Annotated in this window: 12 protein-coding genes; 4 read left to right on the top strand and 8 right to left on the bottom strand. The window is 41.0% G+C overall.

The window, feature by feature from the left end; genetic code table 11:
* Positions 1 to 919 precede the first annotated feature (919 nt).
* Positions 920 to 2479 (top strand): hypothetical protein, encoded by a 1560-nt coding sequence (locus K7G75_RS10495; RefSeq protein ID WP_222984203.1) that lies wholly within the window; start codon positions 920 to 922, stop codon positions 2477 to 2479.
* A gap of 6 nt (positions 2480 to 2485) precedes the next feature.
* Here the strand turns inward: K7G75_RS10495 and K7G75_RS10490 are convergent, their stop codons facing one another.
* Positions 2486 to 2710, bottom strand: coding sequence for a hypothetical protein (locus K7G75_RS10490; protein WP_222984202.1), 225 nt, complete (start codon positions 2708 to 2710; stop codon positions 2486 to 2488).
* 200 nt (positions 2711 to 2910) lie between these two features.
* Between K7G75_RS10490 and K7G75_RS10485 the strand changes: the two genes are divergently transcribed.
* Complete coding sequence (locus K7G75_RS10485) at positions 2911 to 3120, top strand: helix-turn-helix transcriptional regulator (RefSeq protein ID WP_262420327.1); 210 nt, start codon at positions 2911 to 2913, stop codon at positions 3118 to 3120.
* Between the two features lie 139 nt (positions 3121 to 3259).
* Entirely contained in the window at positions 3260 to 4531 is a 1272-nt protein-coding gene (locus tag K7G75_RS10480) for a DNA cytosine methyltransferase (protein ID WP_222984201.1), read from the top strand.
* Here K7G75_RS10480 and K7G75_RS10475 read toward each other — a convergent pair.
* From K7G75_RS10475 to K7G75_RS10455, 5 genes are all read right to left on the bottom strand, one after another.
* Positions 4503 to 5159: an HNH endonuclease gene (locus K7G75_RS10475; protein ID WP_222984200.1), complete on the bottom strand. Its 657-nt coding sequence runs from the start codon at positions 5157 to 5159 to the stop codon at positions 4503 to 4505. The genes K7G75_RS10480 and K7G75_RS10475 overlap by 29 nt on opposite strands.
* Positions 5159 to 5368, bottom strand: a complete 210-nt coding sequence (locus K7G75_RS10470; RefSeq protein WP_222984199.1) for a helix-turn-helix domain-containing protein — start codon at positions 5366 to 5368, stop codon at positions 5159 to 5161. The genes K7G75_RS10475 and K7G75_RS10470 overlap by 1 nt, the downstream gene beginning before the upstream one ends.
* An 809-nt stretch (positions 5369 to 6177) precedes the next feature.
* Positions 6178 to 6978, bottom strand: coding sequence for a universal stress protein (locus K7G75_RS10465; protein ID WP_222984198.1), 801 nt, complete (start codon positions 6976 to 6978; stop codon positions 6178 to 6180).
* 85 nt (positions 6979 to 7063) lie between these two features.
* Positions 7064 to 8434 (bottom strand): aldehyde dehydrogenase, encoded by a 1371-nt coding sequence (locus K7G75_RS10460; RefSeq protein ID WP_222984197.1) that lies wholly within the window; start codon positions 8432 to 8434, stop codon positions 7064 to 7066.
* A 123-nt stretch (positions 8435 to 8557) separates the two neighbouring features.
* Positions 8558 to 9349 (bottom strand): hypothetical protein, encoded by a 792-nt coding sequence (locus tag K7G75_RS10455; protein ID WP_222984196.1) that lies wholly within the window; start codon positions 9347 to 9349, stop codon positions 8558 to 8560.
* Between the two features lie 145 nt (positions 9350 to 9494).
* Here K7G75_RS10455 and K7G75_RS10450 point away from each other — a divergent pair, with 145 nt between their 5' ends.
* Positions 9495 to 9971: a hypothetical protein gene (locus K7G75_RS10450; RefSeq protein WP_222984195.1), complete on the top strand. Its 477-nt coding sequence runs from the start codon at positions 9495 to 9497 to the stop codon at positions 9969 to 9971.
* 7 nt (positions 9972 to 9978) lie between these two features.
* On the opposite strand, the gene K7G75_RS10445 is transcribed toward K7G75_RS10450, so the two are convergent.
* Positions 9979 to 10629 (bottom strand): class I SAM-dependent methyltransferase, encoded by a 651-nt coding sequence (locus tag K7G75_RS10445; protein ID WP_222984194.1) that lies wholly within the window; start codon positions 10627 to 10629, stop codon positions 9979 to 9981.
* A gap of 7 nt (positions 10630 to 10636) precedes the next feature.
* Complete coding sequence (locus tag K7G75_RS10440; protein WP_222984193.1) at positions 10637 to 13888, bottom strand: WD40/YVTN/BNR-like repeat-containing protein; 3252 nt, start codon at positions 13886 to 13888, stop codon at positions 10637 to 10639.
* Between the last annotated feature and the right edge of the window lie 6 nt (positions 13889 to 13894).

The raw sequence follows: 13894 nt of genomic DNA, 5'->3' as shown, positions 1-13894 counted from the left end.
AGAAATTTAAAAAAGGTTTCTAGCAACACGGAAGGTAGCAAGGGCTAAGAATTTTTCTCGCAGAGAAAATTTTAGCTGTTGCGAGAAGTTGGCCAAAAGTTTGTAAAAAATTTACTGACGGAAAGTTGAAATAAATCGAGAATTTGAAAAAAACTAAAAGGATTTGCTTTTTTGGCGCTGGCCGAGCGTTGGCAAATTGCGTATAAAAATAAATGCCATCAGCATTTAATTTTTATAAAAGCAATAAGCTGTTGGCCGAGCGGCAATTTTACATAACGGCAAATTATGAGTACAGACGGAACGTTTCTCGCTGGGGTTTCTACTAAATTGAAATTTTCTAAAAAGTTTTTTCAGTTTAGAAATATTGAAGCTACGTAAATTAAAAAGGCTGATGACCCTGTTGGTAATTCGCTTAAAAGCTATAATCGTGAGGGATATTTTACATAATAGAATTATGACTTACAGACGGTAAGCTACATTCCAGTAAAACGGCTTTGACATAATATCTGCCGATATAGTGCTGCGCCCGATATCTGATATTATATCAAATGCAAGCATCCGCCGTTTTACACATTAGACAAATCTGTATCATAATGCTCTTGCGTTATGTAACTTGAGCTTTGGTAAAAGCGAAAGTTCACCGAGAATCTCCTTAAAAATTTCTTCTAAAGATTTCTTCCAAAAAAGGTAATGGAATGCTTTTTTGTCCAAATCCCGTAGGGTATGGGGCAAAAGTGCATGAAATGGGTAAAACCCCCAGAATTTCTAAGGTTTTTCTGCAACCAAGTTTAATGGCCAGTTTTTATATTTAACAACTCCAAAGCATTGACTTCCTGCAATTTGATTTCTCAATCAAAACTTACTATGTCTATTTACCAAGTATTACAAAACAATGTTGTAAATCAAAATCGGCCAAATAATGAACCACCAATTATTTTCTTTATCTATTATCAATGCATTTTGGTACTATGTTGTAATCGTAGTATTGCTTCTCCTTCTCACTTTCTTTATTTATCGTGTAATAAAGGATAACCTCCAGTTGTTCAAAAATATTGGTGCAATGAGTAATTTTTCAAAAATCCTATTTAGCACCTTTCTTTTTTGGAGTCCCTTATTAGTGCCAATAATATTGGCGTTTATGGCCGAGGCAAAAATTAAAGATAGCATTGAATCAGAAGTTTATGATGAAGGCTATGTTCTCCAACTAGATCCAAAAAGAAGAAATTTCCTAGTAGATGCCAATTATACCTTAGAACAAAATCAAATTCAACTAGACCAGCTTTACCAGCGAAAAATAGATAGTTTAGGAACTTTTACTGAAAATGCTAAAAACGAAATTCCTAAAAAGGTCGGAGACGCCATTAGAAGTTCCTTTACTGCTGTCCAAGCAAGTTTGATGAATCGGCCAAGCTATAAGTGGTATCAATTTAAAAAAAGAGCAAAAAACAAAGCAATTAAAAGGCTCAATGAGTTAAATGTGAGGATGACTAATCAAACAAATGCCGCATTGAAGGAATCCAATGAAAAATTTGCTTCAAATATAGAAAACCAGCTTCAAGAAGCACTTGATAGGTCAGATATGAAAGTTGACACTATTGGCATGAAGTCAAAAAAGCTAGTTTCTAGAACCTTGGTGAATTTGCGAAAAGAAGCATATAAATATGTTTCTGGCACCTACTACACCTTAAAAACGGCAGAACATATTTTAAATTTTTTATTAATAATAGCAATTATAAAAAGCTTGTTATATGTGTTCACCAGAGTATTATACAAAAAGGACTCGGGTGTAGCTTTTTCCATAGATTATGAGCCTTTTTATAGAAAAGGAGAATTGACTAAATATAAAGACAGATTCGTAATTCCAAAACAAACAAAGAAGACATATTATTTTAAAAGAAGTATTGGGCCAAGCGGTGGAAGTCAAAGTTTGAGTTTTCCCCAAATCACAAGGTGTACATTAACCAGATTATTTTCTTTTTGCTTGCCAATGGATAAAATTGAAATGAAGGAAAATGATTATAGAATTCAACTTGATTTAATGGAAAATCAACGTATAGTTAAATACAAATTACTAAAGGATGAGCAATGCATTTTCAATTTCGAAAATTTTGTGGCCATTGAAAAAGGGGTTAAGTTAAAGACGATATTTCGTTTTGAATTAGCATGTTTTCTATTTCAAAAAATTAGGTATTCTGTAGCAGAAGGACCTGGGGAGTTAATTCTTTCTACAAAAGGATCATGTATAATTTCTCCGGAGCAAGGGTCGAAAATTAGTCAACCATTATATCGAATTATTGCATTTCAAAAGAAGGCTAAATTCCATGTGGCATCCACGCTTAAATTAAAAGATGTTTTCTTTAGCGACTTTAACATTGTAAAAGAAAATAACGCTAACATTATAATTGATTCCAGTGGGAACAGAAAAAAGTACATTGGGGTGGTAAAGTTTTTTTGGAGATTTCTAATTCCTTTTTCATAATTAAATTCAGGTTTGATTATTCGTAGTATAAATCTCCATAACCGCTTCTTTAAGTTCCATAAGTACATGACAGCAGTTTTGCCTTTCCAAGTCTGAAAAGACATCCATTGGCAAAAAATGAAACATAAAAATAGCCTTGTCTAAACTTTGGGTAAAGGATAGTAAATCACCCTCGTGGCATTCTTGAATATAGGAGAGTAGGGGACGTAGGTCAGTTACTTTTAAGCTCATTTCAAGACAATTTTATTTGTTTTTCCCATACTAATACTGTTAAAAACTATATAAATATAGGTATTTATTGTAAAAATGAAAATTAAATTTATGCTTTTAAATTATATTAATATTGTTTTAAACAATGTTTTTACCGTTTTTGACTATATCAACAAAAACACCTTATTGCTCAAAGTTTTGATTATACCTAGCTTTAGGCTATGCCTGAGCGAATAAATAGAATAAAAGAAGTACTTGTTATAAAAGGGATAAGCCAAAAAGAATTGGCAGTTAAAATGGACCGAAACCCAAATACGATTACTTCAATCTGTAATAACAAATCCCAGCCACATTTAAAGGACCTCAAACGAATTGCCCAAATTCTTGATGTGGATATAAGAGAGCTTTTGGTTCCCACAAAGGATGATTAAAGTATTTAATACTTTTGTGTTTTTCTTTTCAAATTACCATATCATTGTTGAAACTTTTGTTTATACCTAAAGTTCAAACTCATTTTTTTTTTAAATAAACTTGCTAATTTGCATAGAATTTAAGAACGCAGAACTTTTAATGAAACTCAAAGAAAAAATAACAGTTGAAGATATAAACGGAAAAAAATTCAAGATTAGGATTTTAGAACCTGAAAGTCCGAAAAAAGCGGCTTTTACACATTATCTTCATAATTATAAAAATGGTGTTTCTCAATTTTATCAAAGAGAAGCTATTGAGTTTGTAAAAGATATTTTAGAGCTTAAGAATCCTGAAAATGAGGTAACCAAGAAAGTAGCTGAGGAAGCTCTTCAATATTACTTGTTTAATTATAAAAATTCGGTTCCTTTTCCAGCATCAAAAAAACCTAAGTTTAAATTTATTGATTTGTTTGCAGGCATAGGGGGGTTTAGGCTGGCTCTTCAGAACTTAGGAGGCAAATGTGTTTTCACAAGCGAATGGGATAAGTATTCCAAGATTACCTATGAAGCGAATTTTGGTGAAGTTCCTTTCGGTGATATTACCAAAGATGAAACCAAAAATTATATCCCTGATGACTTTGATATTCTCTGTGCTGGTTTCCCATGTCAAGCCTTTTCGATAGCTGGCAGGCGTGGAGGCTTTGAAGATACGCGAGGGACTTTATTTTTTGATGTTGCGGAAATAATTAAAAGTAAAAGGCCTAAAGCGATATTCCTCGAAAATGTTAAAGGCTTGAGAAGTCATGATCGAGGCAGAACTTTATCTACCATACTTAATGTTCTAAGAAATGAATTAGGGTATTATGTTCCAGAACCCGAAATAATTAATGCTAAGGATTATGAAGTACCGCAAAATAGAGAAAGAATCTTCATAGTTGGATTCAGACAAGATGTAGGGGTTACTGACTTTAAATATCCTAAGCCTAGTAATAAAACTAAAGTTTTAGAAGAAATTCTTGAAGAAGAGGAAGTATCGGTAAAGTATTATTTATCAGATACTTATTTAAATACACTTCGTCTACATAGAGCTCGACATGAAAGTAAAGGAAATGGTTTTGGATATGAAATTATACCGAATGAGGGAATAGCCAATGCTGTGGTCTGTGGAGGAATGGGTAGGGAAAGGAATTTAATAATTGATGAAAAACTAACCAATTTCAAACCAATTACTAATATTTCTGGTGAGGTGAATCGTGAGGGAGTTCGAAAAATGACCCCAAGAGAATGGGCAAGGTTACAAGGCTTTCCAGATAAATTCAAAATTGTAGTTTCTGACGCACAAGCTTACAAACAGTTTGGTAATTCTGTTGCTGTTCCAGCGATTCAAGCCACCGCAAAAAAAATTATACAACATTTGAATAATAACCGCTAGGGTGCTCTTCGTCGGAAGCAAACCAAGTAATATTAAGATTGTATCTCTCCCTAATATTTCTAATTGTCCTAGTCCAATCCCTTATACCCGCAATTCCTTGTAAAATTGAAGGAGAAAACTTCACATTTGGAGAGTTTTCAAAAAGTACTCTTAACTTTTGATAACCGCTAGACTCAGCGTAAACCAATTTCATAACCTCAGAATCAAAATCATCTTTAAAAAATGATTTTTTAGCTTGATTACAGGAAGAACATAAAGTCCAAAGATTATCATCATTATTTGTACCACCCCAATCTAGTGGTATTTTGTGGTCTACATGCAGTCTAACACCATCATTCACTCCTTGACCGCAGGACTGACACCTATGTCCATCACGGTTTCTTATTCTATAGAGGTCTTTACTTGTTAGGCCACTTCTTCGAGTTTGTCTTGAATATTCTCCAATTTTGGTAATTACATATGAGGAAGACGAAGTGTCATACTCATATTCAATTATGTCATCTTGCTTCAATTGACGAATAACACGAGCCCAATCACTAATTGCTCCAATTCTTCTTAATTCTTCTCCAGAATAAGCTTTTAAACCGTTGGCTCTGATGTGATAATAAATCCTTTCTCTTGCGCTCATCAAATATCCTTTAACAATTCAGATATTGAGATTTTAAATCCACTGGCTATTTTCTCAAGAATAGTTATTGAAATGTTACGCTCTCCCTTTTCAATACTTTGAATATAAGTTCTATCTATATTGGATATATTGGCTAAAGCTTCCTGAGAAATATTCTTCTCTTTTCTTAATCTCTTAACTCTAAGACCTATTTTCTCTTTAATATTCACAAAGTAAAACTCATAAAATGTTGATTATTGTACAACGGTCAATTGTCTACATTTCAAAATTTTCAAACAGGTGCGAGAAGAAAATGCGGGCTGGCGATGGCGTGAATTTGTGGCTTGGCACAAAGAACCATTGCCCTGGGCTTTGTGTTAGGGCGTGAAACGCCAATATAGCGAAGCTATTAAGACACAAAGGGAGCGTGGAAGCATATTTTCTTCTTGATTTTTTGTTTCTTTTTTATCAAGAAAAAAGAAAGGAGATAACAAACTGAACACCATTTCTATTTTACATAATATTTTAAATACCAAGGAAAAATAGTTGAATCAGAGGAGGATGTTAGCAAGTGCTTAGAAATTTACTCGCAGAGAAATTTTAAGCTATTGCGACAAGCTGGTGAAAAGCCTCTGAAATTTTTCTTCTCCAAATTTCCGATTAAACCAAGGGTTTCAATAAAAACGAAAAGCTGAGCTTTTAATGGCGCTGGCCAAGTGGCTGAGAATTGCGTAAAAAAATAAATGCAAGGGCATTTACTTTTTATGAAAGCAATGTGCTGTTGGCCGAGCGGCTATTTTACATAGCGACTGATTATAGATACAAATGAAAACAAACCGTGCGAAGCACAACGATTGGAAAGTTTCATGACCCCGTTGAGAATTTGCTACAGGACGCAGACACCAGGGATATTTTACATAATGAGGAATTATAGCTATCTAATGCCAACCACTAAAAACAATACAAAGGCATTTGTACTATAATCTACATTATGTAAAATAAAAGAATTCCAACTGGGACCACCTCCTCGCATTACAGCTTATTCCGCTAAAATAAATATGGGTACATCCGATTTACGCAGTACTTCCTTTGAAGGGCTTGTTTGGAACGCAAAGGTGTTCTTTTTTCGTTTGGGAATGAACAACAGTTGCGTATTGGTACGCATCACATATTTTACCAAACTGTCCAGCGCATTGGCACCTTCGGTAAACACATAGTCAATGGTCTTGTGTGCCGATGACGTGACGGTCTGTGCCTGTTGGTTTTTTATGTGGAACACCCGTAGTTGTCTGTCGTTGTCCTTTTTCAGGGCATCAATGATCGCCAGCCCATTTTTTGGGAATTCCCGGCCAAAAATGCCCAGATTCAGCCCCTCAAAAGTCTCCAGTTGATGGTCTTCCACCATAATAAGCACATGGATATTGACCTTGTCCACCACAAAATCCGTGATGCTATCGCCCAAAAGACCTCCTCTGGAGCGTGGCTTGCCCAACACCAAAATGTCCGGCTTCTCCTCCTGCAAGTATTCCTTGATTTGACTTTTTACGTTGCCACTGGACACGGATACGGAAATGGGCATATTTTCGCTTTCTCCCACTTTTGCGGCCAACTGTTGCAGGGTGTTTCGCGCTGTTTTCTCCTGATCCCGTATGTTGCGTATGGCCGATAACTGGCTTTCCCTGTCCACCAGTGACAACACGGGCTTTACATGAAAGGCGACCACACTGCCGTTAATGGCCTTTGCCAATCTTACGGCATTCATCAAAAGGATTTCTGAGGTGTCGGACAAGTCCAACAATACCGAGATACGGTAGTTGTGCTGTGCGGTTTTAGGGCTCATCGGTTGTATTTTTTCTAAAGATAATGCCAAAACCGGGGTTTGCGAAGAGTTTAACGTTAGATTAATACAATCCCAAGGCTCCTAACTAGAACAGATGCTTAATTTTCTTCACCCAGCGGATTGGCATGGTATACGGCGCATAGCGGATGGGCACATCCAACCAAGTGGCCCGCTTTACGATGGATTTTTTATGGGAAAACAGGTCGAAGGAGTGTTTGCCATGATAGGCGCCTATCCCCGAATGTCCCACACCGCCAAAGGGCAGGTTTTTGTTGGCCAGCTGCACCACCACATCGTTGATGGTACCCCCGCCAAAAGAATGCAACTCCATTAAACGCTTTTGAAATTTTTTGTCCTTGGAAAAGAGATAGAGCGCCAACGGTTTTTGATACTGTTCTATATGCCGATGTACCTCCTCCTCCGTTCGATAGGAAATTATGGGAAGAATGGGGCCAAATATCTCGCCCTCCATCAAAGCGCTCGTGGCATCCGGTTCGTCCACCAAGGTTGGTTCCAGATAGCGTTCCGTGTCGTTGGCAGTTCCGCCAAAAAGCAAACTTTGTCCTTGCAACATGCCTTTCAACCCTTCATAGTGGGCTACCGTGCATATTCGGGCAAAATCTGATGACGCCTTAATATCGCTGCCATAAAAACGGACAATATTCTTTTTTAGATGCTCCACTAAGGGCTCCTTGACCTTTTCATGGACCAAAATGTAATCCGGTGCCACGCAGGTTTGCCCTGCATTGATAAATTTTCCCCAGGCAATACGCTTTGCGGCCAATGCAACATCAGCGGTTCCGTCCACTATGCAGGGATTTTTTCCTCCAAGTTCCAAGGTTACGGGGGTCATTTGTGCCGCGGCACTTTGATAGATGATCTTACCGACACGGGTGCTTCCCGTAAAGAAGATATACTCCCATTTTTCGTCCAGGAGCGCTTTGGAAACGGAAGCATCCCCTTCCACCACGGTAACATACTCCGCCGGGAACACGTTCTGGATGATCTCGACCATGATTTTGGATGTATTGGGACAAAATTCCGAGGGCTTCAACACAGCCGTGTTGCCTGCTACCAAAGCACCGACCAGTGGCACAAACGTCAACATGAAGGGATAGTTCCAAGGGGCGATGATCAGTACCTTGCCATAGGGTTCGGAATAAATCCAATCTGAAGAGGGAAAATGGACCCAGGAGCTGGGCACACGTTCCGGTCGGCTCCAATTTGCCACCTGTTTGATGGCTCCCGACAGTTCGGCGAGCACAATTTGGGTTTCCGTGCCCAGGGATTCAAACTTTGGTTTTCTGAAATCGGTATACAGCGCCTCACAAATGGCATCTTCCTGCTTCTCGATTTCCTGCTTTAAGCGTTTAAGATATTGTTTCCGAAAAGCAACATCCTTTGTCTTTTGGGTGGCAAAAAACGCGTTTTGGGCCACTACCCTATTTTTGACCATAACATTTGGGAATTGGTAGCATAAATATAGTTAAAAGACCTTATGCGCACCGTGCACCCAAACATCAATAAAAAAAGCACCGATGGGTATCGATGCTTTTTCTATATAAAAGAAATTGTTTTGTTATAGGGTGATTTCCTCTGTGGCCCCATTGGGGTAAATCAGGGTAGCCCTGTCATCGCATTCGCCATCGCCAAAATCTACTGTGACCTGTAATCCGTTTTTGGAAATTTCCATGCTTCCACTGGTCAAATGCTCACAGGAAAGACTGCCCTGCAGTGCATCCACCGTTTCCACGATGTAGGTATTGCCTTCGGCTTGAACGGTCCAACTGCCAGATAGGCTGAATGAGCTGTTTTGCAGTTCCGCACCAAAGGTGAAACTGAACGTTTTTGTTCCAGCTTCGGAAATTACGCTTCCATTTTCCAATTCCACCGTCACATTACTGGTCACGGAAAAGGATACGGTGTTTTCATCCACATTGCCAGCGATGTTGAACGACCGTGTACCGTTTATTTTTATTGTGCCAACGTAGAAATCCTCATAGGTAGCGGTAAAGGAAGCGGACTCCTCTCCCACTTCGTAAACCACGGTCAGCGTGCCGTTGACATTGTCGGTACCGTTGAGCACGCAATTGTTGAAAGTGGCCGTAAACCCGGTTTCAGTGTATTCGGCACTATAGCATTCGTTGCTTTTGCCCGTTTTGCCCGACATGGTATTGCCAGCAAAAAGTTCGGCCAACGCATTGTCCGCCACGCCGGTTATTTCATCGGAAAACAAAATGGTCTGAACTTCCGTTTGGGATAATTCCTGTCCGGTATCTTCATTTTTCGCATCCTCGCTACAGGATTTTAAAAGAAAAAGCGCAAGGCCAGCAAAGAAAAGGCCGTAGATCTTTTGGATTCTTCTTTTCATAGTATTTAGTTATGTGGTTATGCTTTGGTTAACGCCACATCTTGGTATTTAGTGTTCCCTTGGCGGATAGATCGTTAAAATGTAGCTTGAACCACAACCTTATTCCATGAATTATGCTATTTTAGGGTTTATAAAAGCTATTGTTATGAAAAACCTCGTGAAAGCATTTCCAATGTTGTCAATTCTTTTATTAATAGTCTCTTGTGGCAGTGATGACGGTGGGTCTTCCGGTCCTACCATAAATTTTGAGGTAATTGGAATTTGGGACCTTGTTGAAGTAAATATTAGTGCTCCCCAAGATATTGACTTGGACGGAACACCTTCATCCAATTTGATTGAGGAGGTGGATTGCTTAACCGGAACCTTGCTGATTGATGCGGATTTTTCTTGGTCCTTTGAACAATCTGGTCTCAACATCACTCCAATAACCAATGGGGACTTTTTTGCCCAGTGTTCTGGAACCATCAGTTCTACCGGAACTTGGTTGGCCGATGAAAACGAAGTTCGATTTCAAGGGGGTGGTGAACTCCAAAGTTTAAGCATTGTTGGCGAAACTTTGGTCAGTAATCTTGATGAAGATTTACCTGGAGTTCGCAGTTTTATATATGCAAGAAGACAGTAAATGGTTTTTAGTTTGGTTTCTGCGCCAAAATAACCCACATCTGCTTGTCTTTTTCCCGTTCCCAATCCCCGTGATCGGCAATCTCTGAAATAATGATGAAACCGGCTTGGATCAGTTCCTCACGAACATACTCTGGGCCAAGCGAGTGGGCACTGACCTGTTCCTTTCTGGTCTTTCCGCTTACCCAGGACTTTAGTTTTTCAAGAATCATCACTTTACCTCCTGGTTTTAAGGCACGGCGCACATGTTGCAACATTTTTTCATGGGCCTCCATTTCATGATAGGTGTCAATGATGAAAATGGCATCCAATTCTCTTTCAGGTAATTTTGGGTCATCGTAATCACCCAGTATGGTGATAATGTTTCTTAGTCCCTGGTTATGTGCATTGGTTCTAAGTGTCTCCAAACGATCGGAACGGACATCCACCGCATATACCCTTCCCTGCGGCAGAACTTTCTGGGCCAAACGGGTGCTCAGATAGCCTTCATGACATCCAATATCCGCTACCTTGTCCCCTGCCCCTATTCCCATTAAGGTAAGTAGGGTGTCAGTTTGCATCCATTGGTCGCGATCCTCCCAATCGGGTTCGGCGTATTGGGCATAAAGTCCAAACACCGAACCGATGAAAAGGGATAAAATAATTGTAAGTTTTCTCATTAAGTAATTAATCCTGGATGAGGCCTTGACCCTCGATCCAAGGTGCTCCTGCGGCTTTTAGGCTGGCTTCCAATGCAGGAATTGTGCTGTTTACCAATACGCCCAATTCTTTTTTGATTTCCTGTAATTGATTATCAGCACGGTTCAATGCTGCCTTTTGATTGCCGGTAGGACCGTAGGTATTTCCCAAGGCAACAAACCCGATGAAGTTGCCATCTTGAGGTAGAGGCGGATTACGTTCCCCTATCTCATTTTTGGCAGGATTACCGTTCATCTGGGCGTTTAAGGCCAACAATCTGGATTTTGTATTAAAAATCCTGTTGGAAAGTTCCGCCGTCGGAGCTAAAGCTTCATCCAGGGCCCTGCCCATGGCATCGATTTTTGTTAAGTTTTTCTCCAGCGTAGTGTTGGTTGCCATCAAATCCTGCTGGAACTGTTGGAACTCAGTTCTAAATGCATCGATTTCCGTAATTGGCTTACTGGGCAGTGCTCCTTTTTGAAGTGGTTTGACCTCAAAGGTCTGCGCGGAAGAAAGTTGTTTAAGGGCTCCATCCACTCGTTGGTATAGCTCTACGGAATAGGTTCCAGGCGTGGCCAAATACGGCGATGCAAAAAAGTCTTGGTCCCCTACGGTACTTTTTAGGGGAACTCCTTTTCTGTCCGCATGGGAAAGGTTCCAGGCTACCCTGTTGAACCCCTTTTGATTGGTTCCATCCACGGTGTTGACCACTTTGCCATTACTATCCTTTACCATAAGTACCACGGTGGGCTTCTCCTGATTGGTTTCGTTTTCCAATGCATCCCAACCTGGGAATGGAATATTGTTGTTTTGCTTGTTCAGCTCTTTTTCCTTTTCAGTTCGGAGCTCCTTCAAATCTTTCAACTTTTCTGGCAAATAATAGGTGAAGACTGCTCCAAAGGGCGGATTTTTGGCCGCATACTGCGCATGGCCCTGGCCATAAACCTCGTCTTTCTCAATATACCAATAGGTTGGCTTGACCCGGAACAAAGTGGGTTCTTTTGTGGTGTTGGTATCAAAATCACGGATGGGTGCGATGTCATCCAAGATATAGATGCCCCGACCGAAGGATCCTACAACCAAATCGTCCTCCCTTCTCTGAATGGTAATGTCCCTAAAGGATATGGTGGGCAGGCCTCCATCGAGCTTGGTCCAATTTCCACCCCCATTGTTGGTAAAATAAATACCGAACTCGGTTGCCAAAAACAACAGATTGGATTTTTTATGGTCTTGGACAATTCTCCAGGTCAATAATGTTTTTGGCAGGTTTCCATTGATGAAGTTCCACGTTCTTCCTTTATCGGTACTTTTTAATACATACGGTTTAAGGTCTCCTTCTTTGTGATTGTCCAGTACCAAATATACGGTGCTGGCATCGTTAAGGTCTGCTCGCACATCATTTACAAAGGCCCGGTTCGGCACACCTTTGATGGTTCCAAGCATGATTTTTCGCCAGTTTTCCCCACCATCCTCAGTCACCTGTAAAATACCATCATCAGTTCCAGCATAAATCAAGCCTTCCTGCACGGGAGACTCCGCCAAAGAGGTTATGGTATTGTAATTGGACATGGCATCCACGTCCCAGGCATTGTCCCAGCTTTGCTGCCTTCCCATGATGGGTAAGGCCAATCGTTCCTCGTTTCGGGTGAGGTCGGATGAAATGGCTGTCCAATCATCTCCCCTATTTTCAGATTTCCATACCCGATAGGAGGCAAAATAGAGCCGCGTCGGATTGTGTGGACTGACCAGGATGGGGGCATCCCAGTTGAATCGTTCGTGTGGGTCCCCTGCTTTCGACTGTGGTTGAATAAAAACGGTTTCTCCCGTGGTCTGGTCTACCCTCCAGAGCCAGCCCTGCTGGAACTCACCGTAGGTGATATCTGGATTTCCGGGTTCGGTAGCGGATTGATGACCATCGGCACCCAGTGTGATCCACCAGTCGGAATTCAATATTCCGGCCTTGCTCAATGTTCTTGATGGCGCGCCATGTGAACCGTTATCCTGTGTGCCACCATATATATTATAAAAAGGCGCCGCATCATCCACAGCTATTTTGTAGTACTGCGTAAGCGGAAGATTGCCAAAGTGTCTCCAGGTTTCGGTCAGGTCAAAGGATTCATACAGACCTCCATCGGTGCCGAACAACACATAATCTGGGTCGGAGGGTTTAAAGGCCATGGCGTGGCTGTCCACGTGCTTTTTTTCCTCATTCATGAACTCGAAATGCTTCCCGTCGTCGTCGGAAACCTGTACCACGTTACTCATCAAATACAGCCTGCCCTCTTGATGAGGGGAAGCATAAAGCTCTTGATAGTAATGTGGCCCCGTACCGCCCGAAACGGCATCGGATTGTTTGGTCCATGAACCGCCGCGATTGGCAGACATGTACACACCCCCTTTTTTGCGGTCCAGCTCAATGGCCGCATAGACGGTTTCATTGTTGAAGGGCGAAATGGCCAGCCCAATTTTTCCTATGTTCGATTTGGGAATGCCATTGGTCAGTTTTGTCCAGGTTTCTCCCCCATCGGTGCTTTTATGGATTCCGGAACCTGGTCCACCGCCCAAATAGGCAGCCACGGTCCGATGTCTATCCCAAGTTGCAGCGTACAGTACTTCGGGATCTGTATGATCTATTACCAAGTCGGTGACGCCTGTCCATTCGTTGTCTCCCAAGGTTTTTTTCCAGGTTTCTCCACCATCAGCCGATTTGTAAAGGCCCCTGTCGCCCCCTTTGGCCCAAAGCGGGCCCTGAACGGCAACCCAGATAATTTTGGAATTGCTGGGATGCACTATAATCTTGGAGATATGTTCGGAAGCTTTCAGCCCCATGTTTTTCCATGTTTTGCCTTCGTCATGGCTTACGTAGATGCCATCTCCGAAGCCTACATGCCTTCCGCCGACATTTTCACCTGTCCCCACCCAAACCGTATTGGGGTTGTTTGGGTCGATGGTGACGCATCCAATGGAGTAACTGGGTTGATCATCAAAAATAGGTTTCCAGGTGACTCCGGCATTGGTTGTTTTCCAAACGCCACCGGAACCCACGGCAACATACCAAACGTTCTCATCGTTGGGATGTATGGCAATATCGGCAATTCGACCTGAGGTCAGTGCGGGTCCGATATTTCTGAATTCGAGCCCCTTGTAGGGCGATGAATCCGGCTCTTGGGCAAAAGGTTGAAAAGAAAATGTAAGGGTTAGCAGTAAGAAGGGAAGGATTTTTAGATAATAATGTCTCATGTGCAC

The organism is Flagellimonas meishanensis (assembly GCF_019880545.1).
GTDB classification, from domain to species: domain Bacteria; phylum Bacteroidota; class Bacteroidia; order Flavobacteriales; family Flavobacteriaceae; genus Flagellimonas; species Flagellimonas meishanensis.
This window is presented reverse-complemented; position numbering and strand designations above follow the sequence as displayed.

What these genes read in the sequence shown, in the direction of transcription:
- K7G75_RS10495 (WP_222984203.1), top strand. Translation starts at nt 920, where the DNA reads ATGAACCACCAATTATTTTCTTTATCTATTATCAATGCATTTTGGTAC.
- K7G75_RS10490 (WP_222984202.1), bottom strand. Translation starts at nt 2,710, where the DNA reads ATGAGCTTAAAAGTAACTGACCTACGTCCCCTACTCTCCTATATTCAA.
- K7G75_RS10485 (WP_262420327.1), top strand. Translation starts at nt 2,911, where the DNA reads ATGCCTGAGCGAATAAATAGAATAAAAGAAGTACTTGTTATAAAAGGG.
- K7G75_RS10480 (WP_222984201.1), top strand. Translation starts at nt 3,260, where the DNA reads ATGAAACTCAAAGAAAAAATAACAGTTGAAGATATAAACGGAAAAAAA.
- K7G75_RS10475 (WP_222984200.1), bottom strand. Translation starts at nt 5,159, where the DNA reads ATGAGCGCAAGAGAAAGGATTTATTATCACATCAGAGCCAACGGTTTA.
- K7G75_RS10465 (WP_222984198.1), bottom strand. Translation starts at nt 6,978, where the DNA reads ATGAGCCCTAAAACCGCACAGCACAACTACCGTATCTCGGTATTGTTG.
- K7G75_RS10460 (WP_222984197.1), bottom strand. Translation starts at nt 8,434, where the DNA reads ATGGTCAAAAATAGGGTAGTGGCCCAAAACGCGTTTTTTGCCACCCAA.
- K7G75_RS10455 (WP_222984196.1), bottom strand. Translation starts at nt 9,349, where the DNA reads ATGAAAAGAAGAATCCAAAAGATCTACGGCCTTTTCTTTGCTGGCCTT.
- K7G75_RS10450 (WP_222984195.1), top strand. Translation starts at nt 9,495, where the DNA reads ATGAAAAACCTCGTGAAAGCATTTCCAATGTTGTCAATTCTTTTATTA.
- K7G75_RS10445 (WP_222984194.1), bottom strand. Translation starts at nt 10,629, where the DNA reads ATGAGAAAACTTACAATTATTTTATCCCTTTTCATCGGTTCGGTGTTT.
- K7G75_RS10440 (WP_222984193.1), bottom strand. Translation starts at nt 13,888, where the DNA reads ATGAGACATTATTATCTAAAAATCCTTCCCTTCTTACTGCTAACCCTT.